Origin of the sequence: Roseomonas sp. OT10 (genome assembly GCF_020991085.1) — a bacterium.
Classification (GTDB): Bacteria; Pseudomonadota; Alphaproteobacteria; order Acetobacterales; family Acetobacteraceae; genus Roseomonas; species Roseomonas cutis.
The window spans coordinates 1,377,241-1,396,773 of the sequence record NZ_CP087719.1 but is presented as its reverse complement, the minus strand read 5'-3'; the positions used below and the strand labels follow the sequence as shown (position 1 = coordinate 1,396,773).

At 71.0% G+C, this 19,533-nt stretch carries 28 protein-coding genes and 1 pseudogene; 9 read left to right on the top strand and 20 right to left on the bottom strand.

The features are described from left to right. Positions 1 to 44 precede the first annotated feature (44 nt). The 5 genes from LPC08_RS06475 (at position 45) to LPC08_RS06455 (ending at position 3,716) form a co-directional block, all read left to right on the top strand. Positions 45 to 239 (top strand): hypothetical protein, encoded by a 195-nt coding sequence (locus LPC08_RS06475; protein ID WP_230451895.1) that lies wholly within the window; start codon positions 45 to 47, stop codon positions 237 to 239. Positions 240 to 385: 146 nt separating this feature from the next. Next, positions 386 to 1,189, top strand: coding sequence for an NAD kinase (locus tag LPC08_RS06470; protein WP_370643346.1), 804 nt, complete (start codon positions 386 to 388; stop codon positions 1,187 to 1,189). 12 nt (positions 1,190 to 1,201) lie between these two features. Further along, positions 1,202 to 1,348 (top strand): hypothetical protein, encoded by a 147-nt coding sequence (locus tag LPC08_RS06465; protein WP_230451893.1) that lies wholly within the window; start codon positions 1,202 to 1,204, stop codon positions 1,346 to 1,348. 67 nt (positions 1,349 to 1,415) lie between these two features. Continuing rightward, positions 1,416 to 2,219 carry a trehalose-phosphatase gene (gene otsB, locus LPC08_RS06460; protein WP_230451892.1) on the top strand — a complete coding sequence of 268 codons (804 nt, stop codon included), beginning with the start codon at positions 1,416 to 1,418 and terminating at the stop codon, positions 2,217 to 2,219. 3 nt (positions 2,220 to 2,222) lie between these two features. Then, positions 2,223 to 3,716 carry an alpha,alpha-trehalose-phosphate synthase (UDP-forming) gene (locus LPC08_RS06455; RefSeq protein ID WP_230451891.1) on the top strand — a complete coding sequence of 498 codons (1,494 nt, stop codon included), beginning with the start codon at positions 2,223 to 2,225 and terminating at the stop codon, positions 3,714 to 3,716. Here the strand turns inward: LPC08_RS06455 and aat are convergent. Then, complete coding sequence (aat, locus tag LPC08_RS06450; RefSeq protein ID WP_230451890.1) at positions 3,605 to 4,279, bottom strand: leucyl/phenylalanyl-tRNA--protein transferase; 675 nt, start codon at positions 4,277 to 4,279, stop codon at positions 3,605 to 3,607. The genes LPC08_RS06455 and aat overlap by 112 nt on opposite strands. Before the next feature lie 108 nt (positions 4,280 to 4,387). On the opposite strand from aat, the pseudogene LPC08_RS26290 reads away from it, so the two are divergent. Both LPC08_RS26290 and LPC08_RS06445 read left to right on the top strand, forming a co-directional pair. Next, positions 4,388 to 4,621, top strand: a pseudogene (locus LPC08_RS26290) (putative quinol monooxygenase); the annotation flags it as partial. A gap of 243 nt (positions 4,622 to 4,864) precedes the next feature. Further along, entirely contained in the window at positions 4,865 to 6,463 is a 1,599-nt protein-coding gene (locus LPC08_RS06445; protein WP_230451889.1) for an ABC transporter substrate-binding protein, read from the top strand. Positions 6,464 to 6,604: 141 nt separating this feature from the next. Here LPC08_RS06445 and LPC08_RS06440 read toward each other — a convergent pair whose 3' ends face one another. After that, complete coding sequence (locus tag LPC08_RS06440) at positions 6,605 to 7,579, bottom strand: LysR substrate-binding domain-containing protein (RefSeq protein WP_230451888.1); 975 nt, start codon at positions 7,577 to 7,579, stop codon at positions 6,605 to 6,607. Between the two features lie 114 nt (positions 7,580 to 7,693). Between LPC08_RS06440 and LPC08_RS06435 the strand changes: the two genes are divergently transcribed. Continuing rightward, entirely contained in the window at positions 7,694 to 8,572 is an 879-nt protein-coding gene (locus tag LPC08_RS06435) for a pirin family protein (RefSeq protein WP_230451887.1), read from the top strand. A gap of 70 nt (positions 8,573 to 8,642) precedes the next feature. Continuing rightward, the gene (gene ycaC, locus LPC08_RS06430; RefSeq protein ID WP_230451886.1) at positions 8,643 to 9,269 is read left to right on the top strand and encodes an isochorismate family cysteine hydrolase YcaC; all 627 of its coding nucleotides are present in this window, start codon (positions 8,643 to 8,645) and stop codon (positions 9,267 to 9,269) included. A gap of 621 nt (positions 9,270 to 9,890) precedes the next feature. Here ycaC and LPC08_RS06425 read toward each other — a convergent pair. The 18 genes from LPC08_RS06425 to rpsQ all read right to left on the bottom strand — a co-directional run bounded on the left by LPC08_RS06425 (position 9,891) and on the right by rpsQ (position 19,517). Then, on the bottom strand, positions 9,891 to 10,283 hold the full coding sequence (locus LPC08_RS06425) for an Ivy family c-type lysozyme inhibitor (RefSeq protein WP_230451885.1): 393 nt from the start codon (positions 10,281 to 10,283) through the stop codon (positions 9,891 to 9,893). A gap of 74 nt (positions 10,284 to 10,357) precedes the next feature. Then, positions 10,358 to 10,783 carry a 50S ribosomal protein L17 gene (gene rplQ, locus LPC08_RS06420; protein WP_230451884.1) on the bottom strand — a complete coding sequence of 142 codons (426 nt, stop codon included), beginning with the start codon at positions 10,781 to 10,783 and terminating at the stop codon, positions 10,358 to 10,360. Positions 10,784 to 10,810: 27 nt separating this feature from the next. Then, positions 10,811 to 11,827, bottom strand: coding sequence for a DNA-directed RNA polymerase subunit alpha (locus LPC08_RS06415; protein WP_230451883.1), 1,017 nt, complete (start codon positions 11,825 to 11,827; stop codon positions 10,811 to 10,813). Positions 11,828 to 11,853: 26 nt separating this feature from the next. Next, complete coding sequence (gene rpsK, locus LPC08_RS06410; RefSeq protein ID WP_230451882.1) at positions 11,854 to 12,252, bottom strand: 30S ribosomal protein S11; 399 nt, start codon at positions 12,250 to 12,252, stop codon at positions 11,854 to 11,856. 1 nt (position 12,253) lies between these two features. Further along, entirely contained in the window at positions 12,254 to 12,631 is a 378-nt protein-coding gene (gene rpsM / locus LPC08_RS06405) for a 30S ribosomal protein S13 (protein WP_230451881.1), read from the bottom strand. A gap of 187 nt (positions 12,632 to 12,818) precedes the next feature. Then, positions 12,819 to 13,469, bottom strand: a complete 651-nt coding sequence (locus tag LPC08_RS06400) for an adenylate kinase (RefSeq protein WP_230451880.1) — start codon at positions 13,467 to 13,469, stop codon at positions 12,819 to 12,821. Then, on the bottom strand, positions 13,466 to 14,863 hold the full coding sequence (gene secY / locus LPC08_RS06395) for a preprotein translocase subunit SecY (protein WP_230451879.1): 1,398 nt from the start codon (positions 14,861 to 14,863) through the stop codon (positions 13,466 to 13,468). Before secY ends, LPC08_RS06400 begins: the two co-directional genes overlap by 4 nt. 93 nt (positions 14,864 to 14,956) lie before the next feature. After that, positions 14,957 to 15,457 (bottom strand): 50S ribosomal protein L15, encoded by a 501-nt coding sequence (gene rplO, locus LPC08_RS06390; RefSeq protein WP_230451878.1) that lies wholly within the window; start codon positions 15,455 to 15,457, stop codon positions 14,957 to 14,959. 4 nt (positions 15,458 to 15,461) lie between these two features. Then, positions 15,462 to 15,647 (bottom strand): 50S ribosomal protein L30, encoded by a 186-nt coding sequence (gene rpmD, locus LPC08_RS06385; RefSeq protein ID WP_230451877.1) that lies wholly within the window; start codon positions 15,645 to 15,647, stop codon positions 15,462 to 15,464. Then, positions 15,640 to 16,263 (bottom strand): 30S ribosomal protein S5, encoded by a 624-nt coding sequence (rpsE, locus tag LPC08_RS06380; protein WP_230451876.1) that lies wholly within the window; start codon positions 16,261 to 16,263, stop codon positions 15,640 to 15,642. The genes rpmD and rpsE overlap by 8 nt, the downstream gene beginning before the upstream one ends. A gap of 12 nt (positions 16,264 to 16,275) precedes the next feature. Next, positions 16,276 to 16,629: a 50S ribosomal protein L18 gene (gene rplR, locus LPC08_RS06375; protein WP_230451875.1), complete on the bottom strand. Its 354-nt coding sequence runs from the start codon at positions 16,627 to 16,629 to the stop codon at positions 16,276 to 16,278. Further along, positions 16,629 to 17,165 (bottom strand): 50S ribosomal protein L6, encoded by a 537-nt coding sequence (gene rplF / locus LPC08_RS06370; protein ID WP_230451874.1) that lies wholly within the window; start codon positions 17,163 to 17,165, stop codon positions 16,629 to 16,631. Before rplF ends, rplR begins: the two co-directional genes overlap by 1 nt. Before the next feature lie 13 nt (positions 17,166 to 17,178). Next, entirely contained in the window at positions 17,179 to 17,577 is a 399-nt protein-coding gene (rpsH, locus tag LPC08_RS06365) for a 30S ribosomal protein S8 (protein ID WP_230451873.1), read from the bottom strand. Positions 17,578 to 17,593: 16 nt separating this feature from the next. Continuing rightward, positions 17,594 to 17,899, bottom strand: a complete 306-nt coding sequence (rpsN, locus tag LPC08_RS06360) for a 30S ribosomal protein S14 (protein ID WP_230451872.1) — start codon at positions 17,897 to 17,899, stop codon at positions 17,594 to 17,596. Positions 17,900 to 17,966: 67 nt separating this feature from the next. Next, positions 17,967 to 18,533, bottom strand: coding sequence for a 50S ribosomal protein L5 (gene rplE, locus LPC08_RS06355; RefSeq protein ID WP_230451871.1), 567 nt, complete (start codon positions 18,531 to 18,533; stop codon positions 17,967 to 17,969). Beyond that, a complete protein-coding gene (gene rplX, locus LPC08_RS06350; RefSeq protein ID WP_230451870.1) occupies positions 18,530 to 18,850 on the bottom strand; it encodes a 50S ribosomal protein L24 in 321 nt (106 codons plus the stop codon). Before rplX ends, rplE begins: the two co-directional genes overlap by 4 nt. Then, positions 18,850 to 19,218 (bottom strand): 50S ribosomal protein L14, encoded by a 369-nt coding sequence (gene rplN / locus LPC08_RS06345; RefSeq protein ID WP_230451869.1) that lies wholly within the window; start codon positions 19,216 to 19,218, stop codon positions 18,850 to 18,852. Before rplN ends, rplX begins: the two co-directional genes overlap by 1 nt. Next, positions 19,215 to 19,517: a 30S ribosomal protein S17 gene (gene rpsQ / locus LPC08_RS06340; RefSeq protein WP_230451868.1), complete on the bottom strand. Its 303-nt coding sequence runs from the start codon at positions 19,515 to 19,517 to the stop codon at positions 19,215 to 19,217. The genes rplN and rpsQ overlap by 4 nt, the downstream gene beginning before the upstream one ends. Between the last annotated feature and the right edge of the window lie 16 nt (positions 19,518 to 19,533).

Here is a 19,533-nt window from a genome sequence, read left to right as displayed (position 1 = left end):
CGTTGCGCTGCGCAGGGGGCCATGGCGGCCCTGGGGACCTGACGATGCTGCGCACCATCTTCCTTCTCGCCGTGCTGGCGCTGGTGATCTCGCTGGCCGCCCGCGTGTTGCAGCTCGGGGCCTCGCTGGCGCTGCTGGCCGTGGCGGCGATCGCCGGGGCGGTCGCCCTGGTGCTGGGCCTTATCCTCCTGTCCCGGCGCAGCGGCCCGAAGGACCCGGCCGGCCCCCCGGCGCCGTGAGCCGTCCGCCCGCCCCTCCCCTTGCGGCGGCGGCCACAGCGCCGCCCTATGGGCGGGCGTGACGAAGGAGAGCCCGCCATGCCCGCCCATGCAGCCGCCGTGAAGGCCGGACTCCGGACGGCATGAGCGCCTCCCTGCCCGGGCCCATGGTCAGCGCGCCTCTGCCGGCCGACCTGCCCACCGACCTGACCGGGCGCATCGCCTTCCTCTGCGCCGGCACGGACAAGGCCGCGGCCGCCCGCGCACGGCTGGTCGCGCTCTACGGCGACGCCACCCCGGAGGAGGCGGCCGTGGTGGTCGCCCTGGGCGGGGATGGCTGCATGCTGGAGACCCAGCACCGGCTGCTGGGCCGCAACCTGCCGGTCTATGGCATGAACTGCGGGAGCGTCGGCTTCCTGATGAATGAGTTCCGCGAGGAGGAGCTGCCGCAGCGGCTCTCCGCCTCCCAGGCCGCGATGCTGCACCCGCTGCGGATGACGGCGCGCTGCGCCGACGGGACGACCACGGAGGCGCTGGCGATCAACGAGGTGTCGCTGCTGCGCGAGACGCGCCAGGCCGCGAAGCTCCGCATCACCGTGGATGGCAAGGTGCGGCTGGACGAGCTGATCTGCGACGGCGCGCTGGTCAGCACGCCCGCGGGCAGCACGGCCTACAACCTGTCCGCCCATGGGCCGATCGTGCCGCTGGGCGCGAACCTGCTGGCGCTGACGCCGATCAGCGCCTTCCGCCCCCGGCGCTGGCGCGGCGCCCTGCTGCCGAGCGAGGTGCAGGTGGCCTTCAGCATCCTGGAGCCCGACAAGCGGCCCGTGGCGGCGGTCGCCGACTACACGGAGGTGCGGGAGGTGCTGGAGGTCGGGGTGCGGGAGGACCGCGACCTGCGCCTGACCATGCTGTTCGATCCGGATCACGGGCTGAGCGAGCGGATCATCGCGGAGCAGTTCACCGTGTGATGCCGCGGGAACGTGCCAGCACCCGCCGCGATGCACCTGCGCGGGCGTCCCGGCGGCCGGATGGTCCGGCAGGCCTGCGGCCGGCTGGACGAGCCACTCTTCCGCGTGCCGGCGATCCGGCGGAATGCGTGGTACGCGCTGATCCTCCTGCACAAGTAGACGGCGGCGCCGTGCCGTCCCGGCCATGGGGTTGCAGGACCACCCCCGTGGCTGAGATAGGAAGGGCATGGTGAGCCCCACCCCCCAGCCTTCCGCCCCGCCCCTGCCCGCTGCGGACGCGGCCCTGTTCCTGGACTTCGACGGAACGCTGGCGGAGCTGGCGCCGAGGCCCGACCTCGTCGCCGTGCCGCGGGAACTGCCGGTGACGCTGGAGCGGCTGCAGGCCGCCCTCGGGGGCGCGGTCGCGATCGTGACCGGCCGCGGCCTGGATGTGGCGAGGGGCTTCCTGCCCGTGCCGGAACTGGTGATGGCGGCGGAGCATGGCGCGCTGCTCGATCCGCCTGACCCGGCCTCGCCCCCCCTGCCCTCGCCGCACCCGGCCTGGCGCCAGGCGGTGGACGATTTCGCCGCCACCCACGAAGGGGTGGTGCGGGAGCAGAAGCGGCACGGTCTGGTGCTGCACTTCCGCCTGGCCCCGGAGGCCGAGGGCGCCGCGCTTGCCCTGCTGGAGGCCCTGGCGGCGGAGGCGCCGGATGATTTCCGCGTGGTGCCGGCCCATGCCGCCGTGGAGCTGCGGCCGCGCTTCGCCGACAAGGGCCGCGCCGTGCACCGGCTGATGCAGCGGCCCGCCTTCGCCGGGCGCAAGCCGATCTTCATCGGCGACGACGTGACCGACGAGGACGGCATCACCGCCGCCTATGCGCTGGGCGGGCTGGGCTACCGCATGCCCGACGACTTCGCCGGGCAGCCGTCCCGCCTGCGCGCCTGGCTGGCGCGCGCCGCCGATGCGCTGCATGCCGCCCCTGCCGGCGAGGCGGGCAGCCCCGAGTCGCTGCCCGGCGGACGCACCGCGGCCGGGCAGGAGCGCTGAGCCATGGGACGGCTGGTCATCGTCTCGAACCGCGTCGCGGTGCCGAAGCGCCAGGAGGCGCCCGCGGCGGGCGGCCTGGCGGTGGCCCTGAAGGACGTCTTCGAGGACCGCAGCGGCCTCTGGTTCGGCTGGAGCGGGCAGGTGGTGCCGGAGGTCGCCGAGGGGGTGAAGACCGCCCGGCGCGGCAACGTGGACTACGCCGTCTTCGACCTGTCGGAGGATGCCTATCGCGGCTTCTACGTCGGCCATGCCAATGGCGTGCTCTGGCCGCTCTTCCACTTCCGCCTCGGTCTGCTCTCCTATGACCGCTGGCAGGCGGAGGCCTATCGCGAGGTCAACCGCGACTTCGCCCGCCGGCTGATGCCGCTGCTGCGCCCGGACGACACGATCTGGGTGCACGACTACCAGCTCACCCCGCTCGGCGCGGCGCTGCGCGAGCTGGGGTCGACGCATCGCATCGGCTACTTCCACCACATCCCCTTCCCGCCCTACGCCGTCTTCTCCGCCCTGCCGGGGGCGGACGCGCTGCTGACGGACCTCCTCGCCTACGACCTGGTCGGCGTGCAGTCGCACCGCGACCTGCAGGGGCTGATCGACTGCATGAACCACGGCACGGGAATGCAGATGGCCTGGGAGGGGGAGGTGCGCCTCCGCGGCCGCACGACGCGCCTGCAGGCCCACCCCATCGGCATCGCCACCCAGGACTTCGCCGAGACCGCGGCGCGGGCGGTGCGGGAGCCGGCCACCCGGCGGCTGGTGAGCAGCCTCGGCGGCCGTTCGCTGGCCATCGGCGCCGAACGGCTGGACTACACCAAGGGGCTGCCCGAGCGGCTGCTCGCCTTCCGGGCGCTGCTGAAGGACTATCCGGAGCACCTGAACCGGGTGACCTACCTGCAGGTCGCCGCACGGTCCCGCAACGACATCGAGAGCTACCGCGACCTGCGCCGCGACCTCGACCGGCTGGCGGGGACCATCAACGGCGACTACGCCGAGCCGGACTGGACGCCCGTGCGCTACGTCGCCCGCACCGTGGCGCGCGAGCACCTGGCCGGCTTCTACCGCGTCTCGAAGCTGGGCCTGGTGACGCCGCTGCGCGACGGCATGAACCTGGTCGCCAAGGAATACGTCGCGGCGCAGGACCCGGAGGATCCCGGCGTGCTGGTCCTGTCCCGCTTCGCCGGGGCCGCGGAAGGCATGCCGGAGGCGCTGCTGGTCAACCCGTTGGATGCGGAGGGCGTGGCCCAGGCGATGCACGAGGGGCTGCGCATGCCACGGGACGAGCGGCGGGACCGGCATGGCGCGATGTACCGCCGGCTGGCCGCGGCCAATGTCGGGCAGTGGGCCCGGAACTTCCTCCAGGTGCTGGAGGAGGGGGAGCCGCCCTCTCAGCCATCGCCGGAGGCGGCCGAGCGCAGGGCCCGCACCTCCTCCTCCAGCGCGCCGGGGGGCAGTTCCGTCTCCCATCGCGCGGGGAGCCGCAAGGCCGTCGCGAGCTGAGCCTTGTACTCCGCCTGGGGGATCTCCACCGCCCCGAAGCGGGCGAGATGGTCCGTCAGGAACTGGGCGTCCAGCAGGGCGAAGCCGCCACGGCGCAGCCGGACAGCCAGATGCGCCAGCGCGACCTTCGACGCGTCCGTCTCGCGCGAGAACATGCTCTCGCCGAAGAAGGCCGCCCCCAGGCGCACGCCGTAGAGGCCCCCGACCAGCTGCCCATCCCGCCAGGTCTCGATGGAGTGCGCGTGGCCCATGCCGTGCAGGGCGTTGAACAGCGCCTCCACCTCCGGGTTGATCCAGGAATCCAGCCGCCCCGGGGCGGGGGCGGCACAGCCGGCGACCACGGCGGCGAAGTCCCGGTCCGCGGTCACGGTGAAGCGGCCTGACAGCAGCGTCCTGGCCAGGCTGCGGGAGAGGTGGAAGCGGTCGAGCGGCATCACCCCGCGCCGTTCCGGGTCCAGCCAGAACAGGCGCGTGGAACGTCGCCCCTCCGCCATCGGGAAGAGTCCGGCGGCATAGGCGCGCAGGACCAGGTCCGGGGTGATCGCGACGCTGCGGCGGCTCATCGCCGCCGATCCTGGCATGCGGCGCGGCGCGGCGCATCTGCTCCGCATCCTTTCGCGCCGGTCCCGGCCGTGGTTGCATCCGGACGGCCTCGCCGCCCGTAGGGGGGCATGACCGTCCGGGCACCGATCCGCCCGGAGCGCGGGCTGCCGATCCTCTCCACCATCCGGCTGCGCCCGGCGGGCCGGCCCCACTTGGCGCGGCTGCTCCCCACCTGTCTTGGGGCGCAGCAGAGGGAGCCGGGCTGCCTCGGCATCGAGACCCATACGGGCTTCGACGCTCCGCTGGACGTCGTCGTGGTCGAGCGCTGGCGCGGCCCGGAGGCCGTGGCCTCGCATCTGGCGTCGCCGCGCGTGCGGCCGCCTTCCCCGACGGCCGGGCGCCGTATCCCGGGGATTCGCCGCGGGCGCTGGCCTGCGAGGCGGCATGACGCCGGACGGGGCATGCGGGGCCGCCGCCGGTTGACGCGGGACGGCCGCGCCGGGAACCTTGGCCGTGGCGTCGACGCCGGGACCGCCGCGCGAGAGTCCGCACCGGAGGTGTCCGCCTCCGGCCGCGGGACACCGGCCCGGCCTGGGAGAATCCGCATGACCACCCCGGTTTGCCTCGGCCCTTCGCGCCGGATGCTCCTCGGCGCGGTACTGGCCGCCCCCGCCCTGGCGGCACCGCGCCTGGCGGCATCCCAGGGGCCGCGGGTGCTGCGCTTCGTGCCGCAGGCGGATCTCGCCGTGCTGGACCCGGTCTTCACCACGGCGGCGGTGACGACCTGCCACGCCAACATGGTCTTCGACTCGCTCTACGGGCTCGACACCGCCTTCCGGCCGCAGCCCCAGATGGTCGAGGGGCATACGGTCGAGGATGACGGCCTGACCTGGACCATGACGCTGCGCGAGGGGCTGCGCTTCCACGATGGCGAGCCGGTGCGGGCAAAGGATGCGGTGGCGAGCGTGAGGCGCTGGGGGGCGCGCGACATGTACGGGCAGGAGGTGATCGCCCGCTCGCACGAGATCGCGGCGCTGGACGACCGCCGGCTGCGCTTCCGGCTGAGGCAGCCCTTCCCGAACCTGCCGGCGGCGCTGGGGAAGAACGGCGCCTCGATCTGCGTCGTGATGCCGGAGCGGCTGGCGGCGACGGAGCCGACGAAGCAGGTGACGGAGATGGTGGGCAGCGGCCCCTACCGCTTCCTGGCCGAGGAGCGGATGGCCGGCGCCCGCGCCGCCTATGCCCGATTCGAGGGCTATCTTCCCCGTCCCGGCGGCGCCCCGGACCGGCTGGCCGGGCCGAAGGTCGCGCATTTCGACCGGGTGGAATGGTCCATCATCCCCGACCAGGCGACCGCCGCCGCCGCGCTGATGGCGGGCGAGGTGGACTGGCTGGAGACGACCAGCAACGACCTCCAGCCCATGCTGAAGCGCCACCGCGCCCTGACCGTGCGGCTGTGCGAGGATCTGTTCGGCTGCATCCTGCGCTTCAACTGGCTCCAGCCGCCCTTCGACAAGCCGGCCATCCGGCGGGCGCTGCTGGGCGCGATCAGCCAGGAGGACTTCATGTCCGCCGCCTACGGCACGGACCCGGCGGCCTGGGAGATCGGGGTCGGGTTCTTCACCTCCGACTCGCCCATGGCCAGCAAGGCGGCGCTGGAGCCGCTGACCGGCAAGCGCGACCTCGCCAAGGTAAGGCGCGACCTCGCCGCCGCCGGCTATGCGGGGGAGAAGGTGGTGGTGCTGCAAGCGGATGACTACGCCACGCTGAAGGGGCTGGCCGAGGTCGCGGGGCACACGCTGCGCGAGGTGGGCATGAACGTGGAGGTGCAGTCGGGGGACTGGGGCACGGTCAGCCAGCGGCGTGGCAACAAGGGCCCGCTCGACAAGGGCGGGTGGAGCGTCTTCGTCACCAGCCTGAGCAACACCATCGACCCGGGCGGGCATCTCGGCCTGCGCGCCAACGGGGCGCGGGCCTGGTTCGGCTGGCCGGACAGCCCGGCCCTGGAATCGCTGCGCCAGGACTGGATCGCCGCCCCGGACACGGCGGCGCAGAAGCGGATCTGCGAGGCGATGCAGATCCAGGCCATGCAGGACGTGCCCTATGTCCCGTTGGGGGAGTACCGGACCCTGACCGCCTACAAGAACGACCTGACCGGCATGCCGCCCGGGGCGCCCCTCTTCTTCGGGGTGAGGCGGGGGTAGCCTTCGCGCAGAACACCGACGGCGAGCCCGGCTTCTTCGCCGGCTACAGCCGCCTGCCGCGCTCGGTGGCAGGGCTGGACGGGGCGCCGGAATGGCCGGCGCTGCGCGCCCTGCTGCCGCCGCTGGCGGGGGCGCACGTCATCAATCTCGGCTACGGCTTCGGCCGGTTCTGCCGCCGGGCGGCGGAGCGGGGGGCCGTCCAGGTGCCGGGGCAGGATCTGCCAGCGCCTCGTACTCCCGCGCGACGTGGTCGATGAAGGCGCGGGTCGCGGGCAGCAGGCCGCGCCGCGTCGGGAAGACGAGGTGGATCAGCCCCTCCCGCGGCGCCCAGCCCGGCACCAGCTCGACCAGCGCGCCGCGTCCCAGGTCGTCGTCCACGACCATCGAGGGAAGCTGGACCACGCCGATTCCGGCCAGCGCCGCCTGGCGCAGGCTCTCCATATCCTCCGACAGGAAGCGGGGGCGATGGTGGATCGCCGCCTGCGCGCCGTCCGCGCGCCGGAGGTGCCAGGCATACTCCTCCCGCCCGGCATGCCAGCCGAGGCTGGGCAGGCCGGCCAGCTCCGCGGGCGTGGCGGGCCTGCCGGAGCCGGCGAGGAGCGAGGGCGCCGCGACGATGCGCTGCGGGCTCGGGCCCAGCTCGCGCATGACCAGCCCGCTATCCTCCAGCGGGGGGAAGCGCACGCGGAAGGCCAGGTCCACGCCCTCGCCGATCAGGTCCACGCGGCGGTTCGTGCCCTCCAGGTGCAGCTCCACCTCCGGGCAGGCGGCCATGAAGCGGGCGATCATCGCGCCGACCTGGAAATGCAGCAGCGTGGTGGGGCAGGTGACCCGCACGATGCCCCGCGGCCGGGCGTGGCGCCGGTCGATCGCGTCCTGTGCCGCCTCCGCCTCCACCAGCATGGCCACGCAGTGCCGGTGATACTCGCGGCCGATCTCGGTCACCTGGAAGCGGCGCGTGGAGCGCTGGATCAGCCGGACGCCCAGCCGATCCTCCAGCAGCCCGATCCGCCGGCTGAGGCGGGAGCGCGGCATCCCCAGGCGGCGGGCCGCCGCAGCGAAGCCGCCAGCCTCGACCACCTGCACGAAGTAGTAGAGGTCGTTCAGGTCCTGCATCCGATTGTCCTATCCCTGGGACAGAGTGACCGGATACCGGGCCCTGCGGACGGATTGGCGGATGCATAGCTTGGCTGCGGCAGGTGGCCAAACGCCATCTGGGGAGTCCAAGTCATGCGCAAGCTACTCGGGGTCTACAGCGCGCCTCGTCCGCACTGGGTCGGGGACGGCTTTCCCGTCCGCACCATGCTCTCCCATCACGACCAGGGCCGCCACGTCAGCCCCTTCCTCATGCTCGACCATGCCGGCCCCCACCGCTTCGAGCCGACGACCGCGCGGCGCGGGGTGGGGGCGCATCCGCACAAGGGCTTCGAGACGGTCACCATCGTCTATGACGGCGAGGTGGAGCACCGGGATTCCACCGGCGCCGGCGGGGTGATCGGCCCGGGCGACGTGCAGTGGATGACCGCGGCCGCCGGCATCGTGCATGCGGAGTTCCACTCCCCCGCCTTCGCCGCGCGCGGCGGGCGCTTCGAGATGGTCCAGCTCTGGGTGAACCTGCCGGCGCGCGACAAGGGTGCGGAGCCCGGCTACCAGACGCTGGCCGATGCCGCGATCCCCTCGGTCGCGCTGCCGGACGGCGCGGGGCGCGTCCGGGTGATCGCGGGCGCCTTCGGCGGGACCCGTGGTCCCGCGCGCAGCTTCACGCCCGTCGACATCTTGGACGTGCGCCTGGAAGCCGCCGGCTCCGTCAGGATCGACGTGCCGGAAGGCCGCACCCTCGCCATCGTCGTGCTGGACGGCAGCGCGGAGGCCGATGGCCGCCACCCCGTGCATGCCGGGCAGACGCTGCTGTTCGGGCCCGAGGGTGGCCCCGTGACGGTCGCGGCGAGCGGGGCGGCGAAGTTGCTCGTCCTTTCGGGCGAGCCGATCGACGAGCCGGTGGCCGCCTATGGTCCCTTCGTGATGAACACACAGGAGGAGATCCGGCAGGCGATGGGAGATTTCCAGGCCGGGCGCTTCGGCCGCCTCCCTCCTGCCGACGCCGCCTGACGTTTCCCTGCCCCGGCCCTGGCGGGCACCGGGGCAGGCTTCCCCCCCCCGCCCGCCGGAAGGAAACACCATGGCGAAGCCCTATGTGAGGCTCGACAAGGACCAGGCCGCGATGCTGCTGGTCGACCATCAGACCGGGCTGCTCTCCCTGGTCCGCGACATCGACCCGGACCGCTTCAAGAACAACGTCCTGGCGGTGGCGGATCTGGCGAGGTACTTCAAGCTTCCGACCATCCTGACGACCAGCTTCGAGGACGGCCCGAACGGCCCCATCGTCCCGGAGCTGCGCGAGGCCTTCCCCGATGCGCCCTTCATCGCGCGCCCCGGGCAGATCAACGCCTGGGACAACGAGGACTTCACGCGCGCGGTGAAGGCCACCGGGCGGAAGCAGCTCATCATCGCGGGCGTCGTCACCGAGGTCTGCGTCGCCTTCCCGGCGCTGTCCGCCCTGGCGGAGGGCTTCGATGTCTTCGTGGTGACCGATGCCTCGGGCACCTTCAACGAGCTGACGCGTCATTCCGCCTGGGACCGCATGTCCGCGGCTGGGGCGCAACTGATGACCTGGTTCGGGCTCGCCGGCGAGCTGCACCGTGACTGGCGCAACGACGTCGAGGGGCTGGGCGCGCTGTTCTCCCAGCACATCCCCGACTACCGCAACCTCATGACCTCCTACGCCAAGCTGTCCGGAGGGACATGAGCGAAGGCGGAGGGCACGCGCGGGTACGAAGCCGCACTGGAGCAAGTGCAACCGGTCAGCCGCGATCCGGCCTGGGCCGAATCGATAATCATACCGCTGGCGGGATGACCTGACCCGTCGTGCTGTGGTGTTCGGGCGTCGGCACCGGGAGGGGACGCCGTCCCCTCCCAGACCCTCCCCTGCCGGGGCCACAAGCGGGCCCCGGTCCCCGCTGGGAGTCTGGTGCTTCCGGTAGGCATCAGCCTACGGGCTGAACCCTGACGGAACGTGGACAGGCGGGACCCTGAAAAAGCTTCAGCGAGGGCGGCGGCCGGTCCCGCCGAGGAGCATGGCTCCTCGGCGCTGTGACCCCGTGTCAGGCTGTCCCGCGGCAGCGCCCTTCGGGTCCAGGGCCCGCAGGGTCCTGGCGGAGTGGGGGTATCGGGGGCGAGGCGGAGCCTTGCCCCCGGGCCACGGGCGCACCCCGCGCCGGCACGGATCAGCGCATCCCGCCATCCGTATCGGCCAGTGGAGTTGCCCTCGTCGAACCGGGACAGCCTGACAGATCGGGCTACTGTTTCGTTCCGGTATCGTTGCCGGCTGGGTTGGGTCGGACGCATTTCGCCTTCCCGGCCTTCGCGGCTACCGGCCCTTGGACACCCGTTCGGCGAGGTCCGGCCGGATCGTACCCACGGCGCGGACGAAGGTCGCCGGCCAAGCGGTGCCGCGCGGTGGCACCTGGCGGTCCAGCGCGCCATCCGTCACCAGAAGCATGTAGAGCACGCCGGTCGCCGGATCGTGGCCCAGGAACAGCCCGTCCCTGCGGCAGTCGCCGCCCTCGCAGCCCCAGGCCCAGGCGAGTCCGTCCTCCACCGTGACCGCGCTGCCGGGGGCGCGGAGATGCTCGAAGATCATCTGCTGCCGGCCGCGGACCACGCTGCGCAAGGTGGGCGCCACGTCTTCCCAGGCGGCCAGGTCCTGCATCGGCCGGCCGGACAGGCTCTCCAGCCCCGCCGCCCATGCCGGCGTCGCCACCAGCAGGAGGCCCGAAAGCAGAAGGGCGGGTGGTCTCCCACCCGCCCCTCGCAGAGCCCTTCGCAGAGAGGCGATCACGCCGCCTCCTGCTGCTCCTCGTCGCGCTCCGGCTTCGGACCGCTGTCCTGGCCCTTGGCGGCCGGGTCGCGGTCGACCAGCTCGATGATCGCCATCTCGGCGGCATCGCCGTAGCGGACGCCGGCGCGCAGCACGCGGGTGTAGCCGCCCTGGCGGGTCGCGTAGCGCTCGGCGATCGGGCCGAACAGCTTGGCCACCACCTTGTCGTCGCGGATCTGCGCGAGCGCCTGGCGGCGGTCGTGCAGGCTGCCGCGCTTGCCCAGCGTGATGATGCGCTCGACGTAGGGGCGCAGCTCCTTCGCCTTGGGCAGGGTGGTGGTGATCTGCTCATGCTTGAGCAGCGAGGTCGCCATGTTCCGGAACATGGCGATCCGGTGGCTGGAGGTGACGCCGAGCTTCCGGCCGGCCATCCCGTGACGCATTGTCTTCTACTCTCTTCCTGCTCGGCCTCAGAAGGGCTCTTCGACCTTGCGGGCCAGGTCCTCGATGTTCTCGGGCGGCCAGCCGGTCACGGTCATGCCCAGGGAGAGACCCATGGAGGCGAGGACCTCCTTGATCTCGTTCAGCGACTTGCGCCCGAAATTCGGGGTCCGGAGCATCTCCTGCTCAGACTTCTGCACGAGGTCGCCGATATAGACGATGTTGTCGTTCTTCAGGCAGTTCGCCGAACGGACGGACAGCTCCAGCTCGTCGACCTTGCGCAGCAGGTTGCGGTTGAACGGCAGGTCGTCCTCGACCTCCGCCACCTTGGCCTCGCGCGGCTCGTCGAAGTTGATGAAGAGCTGCAGCTGGTCCTGCAGGATGCGGGCGGCGAGCGCCACGGCGTCATCCGGCGTGACCGTGCCGTCCGTCTCCACCGTCAGCACCAGCTTGTCGTAGTCCGTGCGCTGGCCGACGCGGGTCGGCTGCACCTGGAAGGCGACACGGCGGACGGGCGAGTAGATCGCGTCCACCGGGATCACGCCGATCTCCTGGTCCTCGGTCCGGTTCTCCGACGCGGGCACGTAGCCCTTGCCGGTGGCGACCGTCAGCTCCATCGACAGCTTGGCGCCGTCGTCGAGCGTGCAGATCACAAGGTCGGGGTTGGCGATCTCGATGTCGCCGGTGACCTGGATCTGGCCGGCGGTCACCTCGCCCGGGCCGGTCGCCTCGAGGGCGAGGCGCTTGGTCCCCTCCCCCGGCATCCGGATGGCGAGGCGCTTGATGTTGAGGACGATGTCCGTGACATCCTCCTGCACGCCCTGCAGCGAGGAGAACTCGTGCAGCGCGCCCTCGATCTTCACGGCCGTGACGGCCGCGCCCTGCAGCGAGGAGAGCAGGATACGGCGAAGCGCATTGCCGAGCGTCTGGCCGAAGCCGCGCTCCAGCGGCTCCGCGACCAGGGTGGCGGTACGCGTGGGATCGGCACCCGGATCGACATCCAGGCGCTCGGGCTTGATCAGGGAACGCCAGTTGCGGTCCAGCACGTCTGTCTCTCCTGCTGCCGCTCCGCTCAGACCCGGCGCCGCTTGCGCGGACGGCAGCCGTTGTGCGGGATGGGGGTCACGTCCTTGATCGCCGTGACGTAGAAGCCGACGGCCTGCAGGGCGCGCAGCGCGCTCTCGCGGCCCGAGCCGGGACCGGAGACCATGATCTCCAGCGTCTCCATACCGTGCTCGCGGGCCTTCTTGCCGGCATCCTCGGCCGCGACCTGCGCGGCGTAGGGGGTGGACTTCCGGCTGCCCTTGAAGCCCTGCGACCCGGAGGACGACCAGGCGATGGCATTGCCCTGGCTGTCGGTGATCGTCACGATGGTGTTGTTGAAGGTCGCGAGCACATGCGCCACGCCGGTGGCGATGTTCTTGCGCTCCTTCTTGCGGGGGCGGGACCCCGCCTGCGGCTGACGCGCCATCTTACTTCGTCACCTTCTTCTTGCCGGCGATCGCGACCGCCTTGCCCTTGCGCGTGCGCGCATTGGTGTGCGTGCGCTGGCCGCGGACCGGCAGGCCGCGGCGGTGGCGCAGGCCGCGGTAGCAGGCCATGTCCATCAGCCGCTTGATGTTCATCGCGACCTCGCGACGCAGGTCGCCCTCGACCCGGTAGTCGCGGTCGATCATCTCGCGGATGCGGAGGATCTCGTCGTCGGTCAGCTGGTTCACGCGACGCTCGGCCGGGATGCCGAGCTTCTCGCAGATCTCGACCGCGTTCTTCGGGCCGATGCCATAGATGTAGCGCAGGGAGATCTGCACACGCTTGTTGGTCGGGATGTTCACGCCGGCGATGCGCGCCACGTCTCGGTCTCCTGGAGCTCTGCCGCTCCTGTGGGGCCGGCGGGCGGGCAGCCTGGGCCGGCGAGGTGATCTTGACCCGTCCGGCTGGAGTCGGTCCGGGCCTCTGCAAGCGGAAGCGCGGTTGGACCGTGGCCCACCCGCGAGAAGGGGCGAGGTAGTCCCCTCGCCCGCCGGAGTCAAGGGTTAGTCAAGGCTGGCCCAGCACCGCTTCCAGCTCGGCCGTCACGGCGTCCATCTCCGCCATGCCGTCCACGCTGCGCAGCTTCCCCTGCGTGGCGTAGTAGGGCAGCAGCGGCGCCGTCTGGGCATCGTAGGCGGCGAGGCGGGCAGCCACCGTCTCCGCCTTGTCGTCGGCGCGTCGGGTGAACTCGGTTCCGCCGCAGACGTCGCAGACGCCCGCCGCCTTCGTGGGCTTGAAGGTGTCGTGATAGCCCGTGCCGCAGGCGGCGCAGGTGAAGCGACCGGCGATGCGCTCGACCAGCGCGGCGCTGTCCACCTTCAGCTCGATCACGTGGTCGAGCTCCCGCCCCTTCTCCCGCAGCATCACGTCCAGGGCCTCGGCCTGGGGCACGGTGCGCGGGAAGCCGTCCAGGATGAAGCCCTGGGCGCAGTCCGGCTTCTCGATGCGCAGGGCGAGCATGGCGGTGATGATCGCGTCGGGCACCAGCCCGCCGCTCTCCATGATCGCCTTGGCCTCCTGCCCGATGGCCGAGCCGGACTTCACCTCGGCCCGCAGCATGTCCCCGGTGGAGATCTGTGCGATGCCGTACTTCTCCTCCAGGCGCTTGGCCTGGGTGCCCTTCCCCGCCCCTGGCGGTCCCAGAAGGATCAGGTTCATCGCCGGCGCCCCGCGGGGGGACGGACGGGCGGGAGGGAGCGGGCCCCCGGCCCGGCCGGGCCCAGACGAGCCTTGCGGATCAGCCCTTCATACTGATGGGCAAAGAGATGGGACTGCACCTGGGCCACCGTATCCATGGTTACGGACACGATAATCAGAAGCGAAGTTCCGCCGAAATAGAAGGGGACACCGTACTGGCTGATCAGGAATTCCGGGATCAGGCAGACGATGCAGAGGTAGATCGCCCCGACCAGGGTCAGCCGCGTCAGGACGCGGTCGAAATAATCCGCCGTCGCCTGGCCCGGGCGGATGCCGGGGACGAAGCCGCCGTACTTCTTCAGGTTGTCCGCCGTCTCCTGCGGGTTGAACACCACCGCCGTGTAGAAGAAGGCGAAGAAGATGATCAGGGCGACGTAGAGCGCCATGTAAAGCGGCTGGCCATGCGCCAGGGCCTGCGCGATCCGGGTCAGCCAGGTCTCCTCCGTCCCCTGCCCGCCCGCGAACCCGGCGAAGGTCGCCGGCAGCAGCAGCAGCGAGGAGGCGAAGATGGGCGGGATCACGCCGGCCGTGTTCAGCTTCAGCGGCAGATGGGTGGAGTCGCCGCCGAACATGCGGTTGCCCACCTGGCGCTTGGGGTACTGCACGGGGATGCGGCGCTGGGCACGCTCCATGAACACCACGAAGGCGATCACCGCCAGCGCCACCAGAAGGAAGAAGATGATGAAGGGCGTGGACAAGGCCCCGGTCCGGCCCAGCTCCAGGGTCGCGACCAGGGCCGTCGGCACGTTGGCCACGATGCCCGCGAAGATGATGAGGCTGATGCCGTTGCCGATGCCCCGCGCGGTGATCTGCTCGCCGAGCCACATCAGGAACATCGTGCCGCCCACCAGCGTGACCACGCAGGAGATGCGGAAGAACATCCCAGGCTCATGCACCGCCGCCCCGAAGGCGCCGCGCATCCCCTCCAGCCCCACCGCGATCCCCCAGGCCTGGAAGAGGGCGATCAGCACCGTCAGGTAGCGGGTGTACTGGTTGAGCTTCTTGCGGCCCGACTCGCCCTCCTTCTTGAGGGCCTCCCAGGCCGGGATCGCCGCCGTCATCAGCTGCACGATGATCGAGGCGGAGATGTAGGGCATGATGTTCAGGGCGAAGACCGTCATGCGCCCCAGCGCGCCGCCCGTGAACATGTCAAACATGCCCAGGATGCCGCCGCCGTGCTGGCGCAGGATGTCGGCCATGACCGCCGCGTCCACGCCAGGCACGGGGATGTAGGTGCCCAGCCGGTAGACGATCAACGCGCCCAGGGTGAACCAGAGCCGCTTCTTCAGCTCGGTGGCGCGAGAGAGCACCCCGAGGTTCAGATTGGCGGCGAGCTGCTCGGCGGCAGACGCCATAGCTTCCTCTCCTCACGACTGCGGCGCCGGGGTTGCCCCGCGGCGCCGCAGCGAAGACCTTGGTGGGTCAGGTAGCCGTCCGGGAGAGCCCGATCAAGCGGACTCGCCGGCTTCCGCCTCTGCGGCCGGCGCGGTGACGGTCACCGTGCCGCCCGCCGCCTGCACCGCCGCGATCGCCGCGGCCGAGGCCCCGGTCACCGCGATGGTCACGGCGCGCTTGATCTCGCCCTTGGCCAGCAGGCGGACGCCCACCCGCTTGCCGCTGACGCGGACCACGCCCGCCTCGGCCAGCGCCGCCTCGTCGATCGTGCCGTCCGCCTTCAGGCGCCCGTCCTCGATCGCCTTGTCCAGCGCGCCCAGGTTCAGCGGCGCGTATTCCTTGCGGAACAGGTTCACGAAGCCCCGCTTCGGCAGGCGCCGGTAGATCGGGAGCTGACCGCCCTCGAACCCGTTTAGCGACACGCCGGTGCGGGCCTTCTGGCCCTTCATGCCGCGGCCGGAGGTCTTGCCCTTGCCGGACCCGATCCCTCGGCCGACGCGCTTGAACTTCGGGCGGGCGCCCTCGTTGTCGCGCAGCTCGTTCAGCTTGACCATCGGTTCAGCCCTCCACCTTCACGAGGTGGGCCACCTTGCGGATCATCCCGCGCACCGCCGGAGTGTCCTCCAGCTCGCGCGAGCGATTCAGCTTGTTGAGGCCGAGCCCGACCAGCGTCTCCCGCTGGCCCGGCTTGCGGCCGATCGGCGACCCGGTCTGGGTCACCGTCACGGTCTTCTTGTCAGACACCCGCAGCCTCCTGGGCCGGCGCGGCCTCGTCCTTGCGCGGGCCAAGCAGGTCGGAGACCTTCTTGCCACGGCGCGCGGCGACGGCGCGCGGCGAGGTCACCTTCTGCAGGGCGGCGAAGGTGGCCTTGATCATGTTGTGCGGGTTCGTCGTGCCGGTGCACTTGGCGACCACGTCGCCCATGCCCAGCGTCTCGAACACCGCGCGCATCGGGCCGCCGGCGATGATGCCCGTGCCCGCCGGAGCGGCGCGCAGGATCACGCGGCCGGCGCCGAACTCGCCGATCATGTCGTGATGCAGCGTCCGGCCCTCGCGCATCGGCACGCGGATCAGCGTCCGCTTGGCGCGCTCGGTCGCCTTGCGGATCGCCTCCGGCACCTCGCGCGCCTTGCCGGCGCCCCAGCCCACGCGGCCCTTCTGGTCGCCCACCACCACGAGCGCCGCGAAGGAGAAGCGGCGACCGCCCTTCACCACCTTGGCCACGCGGTTGATGGTCACCAGCTTGTCGCGGAACTCGTCGCTCTCGGCGTGCTGCTGCTGCTGGTTGCGGTCGCCGTCGCGACGACGGCCACGGCGCTCGCCGCCCTCGCCGCCGCCCGACCTCGGTGCATATGCCATGTCAGACGCTCCTTAGAACGACAGCCCGCCCTCGCGGGCGCCGTCCGCCAGGGCCTTCACCCGGCCATGATACAGGTAGGGCCCACGGTCGAAGACGACCGCGGTCACCCCGGCGGCCACCGCGCGCTCGGCGACCAGCTTGCCGACGGTCGACGCCGCGTCCCTGTCGGCGCCGGTCTGGGCCCGCAGGTCCTTCTCCAGCGTCGAGGCGGCAGCGAGGGTGCGGCCCGCGCTGTCGTCGATCACCTGGGCATAGATGTGCCGGCCCGAGCGGAAGACGGACAGGCGCGGACGCCCGCCGGCCTTCTGCCGGAGCTGGTAGCGAAGCCGGGCGCGCCGGCGTGCCTCGAGAGAGATCTTCGCCATTACTTCTTCTTACCCTCCTTCCGGAGGATGGTCTCGTTGTCGTACCGGATGCCCTTGCCCTTGTAGGGCTCGGGACCGCGATAGGCCCGGATCTCGGCGGCCACCTGGCCGACCCGCTGCTTGTCCGCACCCTCGACCCTGATCGCCGTGGGGCGCTCGGTCGTGATCTTGATCCCCTCGGGGATCGCGTAGCGGATCTCGTGCGAGTAGCCGAGGTTCAGCACCAGCTCCTTGCCCTGGACCGCGGCACGGTAGCCCGTGCCGGTGATCTCCATGGACTTGGCGAAGCCGGTGGAAACCCCCGTCACCATGCCGTTGATCAGGGAGCGGGTGGTGCCCCACAGGGTGCGCGAGCGGCGGTCGGAACCCTTCGGCTCCACCTTCACGCTGTTGCCCTCGATGGTGACGTCCACCGCATCGGTGACCACCGGCAGGCGCAGCTCGCCGAGCTTGCCCTTGGCCACCACGACGCCGTCCTGCAGGGCGACGGAAACGCCGCTGGGAACGGTCACGGGATACTTGCCGACGCGCGACATGGCTTCGGCCTCCTCAGAACACGCGGCAGAGGACCTCGCCGCCAACATTGGCGACGCGGGCCTCGGTGTCGCTCATCACGCCACGGGGCGTGGAGAGGATGGAGATGCCAAAGCCGTTGTAGACCTTCGGCAGCTCCTTGATCTTCGCGTAAACCCGGCGGCCCGGCTTGGAGACGCGGTTGATCTCCTTGATGACCGGCTCGCCCTCGGAATACTTGAGCTCGATGTCGAGCACCTTCACGCCGGGACGCACGTCCTCGATGCGCCAGGCGCGGATGTAGCCCTCGCGCTTCAGCACCTCGAGCACGTCCGCGCGCAGGCGCGAGGCGGGCGAGGCGATGCGGCTCTGCCGCGCGCGCTGGCCGTTGCGGATGCGGGTGAGCATGTCACCCAACGGATCGGACAGGGACATGAGGTCCTCCCGTCTCTTACCAGGAGGCCTTCACGACGCCCGGGAGATGCCCGGCCGACGCCAGATCGCGCAGCATGTTGCGGCTCAGCTTGAACTTCCGGTAGTTGCCGCGGGGGCGACCGGTCAGCTCGCAGCGCAGGCGCACGCGCACCTTGGCCCCGTTGCGCGGCATCTGCGCCAAGCGCAGCGTCGCCTCGAACCGCTCCTCGACGGGCAGCTCGCGATCCATGATGATGTTCTTCAGGGCGCTTCGCTTGTCCGCATAGACGGTGGACAGGCGAATCCGCTCCTTGTTCTTCTCGACAGCCGAAGTCTTGGCCATACGATCTACCCTCCAGAACCTGTCCCGCCCGTCGGCCCGGAGGCCGGGGGCGAGTGGTTTTCCGAGATCAGTTGTTGAACGGAAGCTCGAAGCCCTTCAGCAGGGCCTTCGCTTCCTTGTCGGTCTTCGCCGTGGTGACGAACTGGATGTCCATCCCGCGGATCGCCTCGACCTTGTCGTAGGCGATCTCCGGGAAGACAATCTGCTCCTTGAGCCCCAGCGCGAAGTTGCCACGCCCGTCGAAGCCCTTGTTGCCCGGCAGGCCGCGGAAATCGCGGATGCGCGGCAGGGCGATCGTGACCAGACGGTCGAGGAACTCGTACATCCGGGCCTTGCGCAGCGTCACCTTGCAGCCGATGGCCTGGCCCTCGCGGATCTTGAAGCCCGCGATGGCCTTCTTCGCCAGCGTCTTCACCGGCTTCTGGCCGGAGATCAGCGCCATCTCGGCCACGGCGGCGTCGAGCTTCTTCTGGTCGCCGGCGGCCTCGCCCACGCCCATGTTGATGACGATCTTCTCGAGCTTCGGCACCTCCATCGGGGAACCGTAGCCGAACTGCTCCAGCAGCTGCTTGCGCACCACCTCGCGGTAATGCTGCTGCAGCCGCGGCAGCTCCTTCTGCGCCGTCTCGCTCATGCGTCGAGCACCTCGCCGGAGGCCTTCGCCACCCGGACCTTCTTGCCGTCGTCCTGGATCCGGAAGCCGACGCGGGTCGGCTTGCCGGACTTCGGATCGAGCAGCGCCAGATTGGAGAGGTCGATCGACGCCTCCTTCTCCTGGATGCCGCCCGGCTGGTTCATGCCACGCGGCTTGCTGTGCCGCTTGACCACGTTCACGCCCTGCACCACCGCCCGGTTCTCGGTCGGCAGCACCTGCAGCACCTCGCCCCGGCGGCCCTTGTCCTTGCCGGCCAGCACCTGGACGGTGTCGCCCTTGCGGATCTTGGCGGCCATCACAGCACCTCCGGAGCCAGGGAGATGATCTTCATGTAGCGGCGGGCGCGCAGCTCGCGCACCACCGGGCCGAAGATGCGGGTCCCGATCGGCTCGTTCTGCTTGTTGATCAGCACGGCCGCGTTGTTGTCGAAGCGGATCGCCGTGCCGTCCACGCGCCGCACCGGATAGGCGGTGCGGACGATGACGGCCCGGTGGACCTCGCCCTTCTTCACCTTGGCGCGGGGAATGGCGTCCTTGACGGAGACGACGATGATGTCGCCGACCGACGCGGTCTTCCGCTTGGAGCCGCCCAGCACCTTGATGCACTGGACCTTGCGCGCGCCGGAGTTGTCGGCGACGTCGAGGTTGGATTCGACCTGGATCACGCCGCGGCCTCCTCAGCCACGGCCGGGGCCGGGGCGTCGAAGCCGGCGGGGCGGTCGACCGCCTGGCCGTTGCGCTCGATCACCAGCCAGCTCTTGCGCTTGCTGATGGGCCGGCACTCCTCGATGCGCACGGTGTCGCCTTCCTTGCACAGGCCGGCTTCGTCATGCGCCGCGTAGCGGCCAGAACGCTTGATGAACTTCTTGTAGAGCGGATGCATCACGCGACGCTCGACGAGGACGGTGACCGTCTTCGCCATCTTGTCGCTGACCACCCGCCCGGTGAGGACGCGCTTCGGCATGGGCCGGGGTCTCCTC

Excerpts from the sequence above, each read along its gene's own strand:
- LPC08_RS06475 (WP_230451895.1), top strand. The coding sequence starts at position 45 with ATGCTGCGCACCATCTTCCTTCTCGCCGTGCTGGCGCTGGTGATCTCG.
- LPC08_RS06470 (WP_370643346.1), top strand. The coding sequence starts at position 386 with ATGGTCAGCGCGCCTCTGCCGGCCGACCTGCCCACCGACCTGACCGGG.
- otsB (WP_230451892.1), top strand. The coding sequence starts at position 1,416 with ATGGTGAGCCCCACCCCCCAGCCTTCCGCCCCGCCCCTGCCCGCTGCG.
- LPC08_RS06455 (WP_230451891.1), top strand. The coding sequence starts at position 2,223 with ATGGGACGGCTGGTCATCGTCTCGAACCGCGTCGCGGTGCCGAAGCGC.
- aat (WP_230451890.1), bottom strand. The coding sequence starts at position 4,279 with ATGAGCCGCCGCAGCGTCGCGATCACCCCGGACCTGGTCCTGCGCGCC.
- LPC08_RS06445 (WP_230451889.1), top strand. The coding sequence starts at position 4,865 with ATGACCACCCCGGTTTGCCTCGGCCCTTCGCGCCGGATGCTCCTCGGC.
- LPC08_RS06440 (WP_230451888.1), bottom strand. The coding sequence starts at position 7,579 with ATGCAGGACCTGAACGACCTCTACTACTTCGTGCAGGTGGTCGAGGCT.
- LPC08_RS06435 (WP_230451887.1), top strand. The coding sequence starts at position 7,694 with ATGCGCAAGCTACTCGGGGTCTACAGCGCGCCTCGTCCGCACTGGGTC.
- ycaC (WP_230451886.1), top strand. The coding sequence starts at position 8,643 with ATGGCGAAGCCCTATGTGAGGCTCGACAAGGACCAGGCCGCGATGCTG.
- rplQ (WP_230451884.1), bottom strand. The coding sequence starts at position 10,783 with ATGCGTCACGGGATGGCCGGCCGGAAGCTCGGCGTCACCTCCAGCCAC.
- rpsK (WP_230451882.1), bottom strand. The coding sequence starts at position 12,252 with ATGGCGCGTCAGCCGCAGGCGGGGTCCCGCCCCCGCAAGAAGGAGCGC.
- LPC08_RS06400 (WP_230451880.1), bottom strand. The coding sequence starts at position 13,469 with ATGAACCTGATCCTTCTGGGACCGCCAGGGGCGGGGAAGGGCACCCAG.
- secY (WP_230451879.1), bottom strand. The coding sequence starts at position 14,863 with ATGGCGTCTGCCGCCGAGCAGCTCGCCGCCAATCTGAACCTCGGGGTG.
- rplO (WP_230451878.1), bottom strand. The coding sequence starts at position 15,457 with ATGGTCAAGCTGAACGAGCTGCGCGACAACGAGGGCGCCCGCCCGAAG.
- rpsE (WP_230451876.1), bottom strand. The coding sequence starts at position 16,263 with ATGGCATATGCACCGAGGTCGGGCGGCGGCGAGGGCGGCGAGCGCCGT.
- rplR (WP_230451875.1), bottom strand. The coding sequence starts at position 16,629 with ATGGCGAAGATCTCTCTCGAGGCACGCCGGCGCGCCCGGCTTCGCTAC.
- rplF (WP_230451874.1), bottom strand. The coding sequence starts at position 17,165 with ATGTCGCGCGTCGGCAAGTATCCCGTGACCGTTCCCAGCGGCGTTTCC.
- rpsH (WP_230451873.1), bottom strand. The coding sequence starts at position 17,577 with ATGTCCCTGTCCGATCCGTTGGGTGACATGCTCACCCGCATCCGCAAC.
- rpsN (WP_230451872.1), bottom strand. The coding sequence starts at position 17,899 with ATGGCCAAGACTTCGGCTGTCGAGAAGAACAAGGAGCGGATTCGCCTG.
- rplE (WP_230451871.1), bottom strand. The coding sequence starts at position 18,533 with ATGAGCGAGACGGCGCAGAAGGAGCTGCCGCGGCTGCAGCAGCATTAC.
- rplX (WP_230451870.1), bottom strand. The coding sequence starts at position 18,850 with ATGGCCGCCAAGATCCGCAAGGGCGACACCGTCCAGGTGCTGGCCGGC.
- rpsQ (WP_230451868.1), bottom strand. The coding sequence starts at position 19,517 with ATGCCGAAGCGCGTCCTCACCGGGCGGGTGGTCAGCGACAAGATGGCG.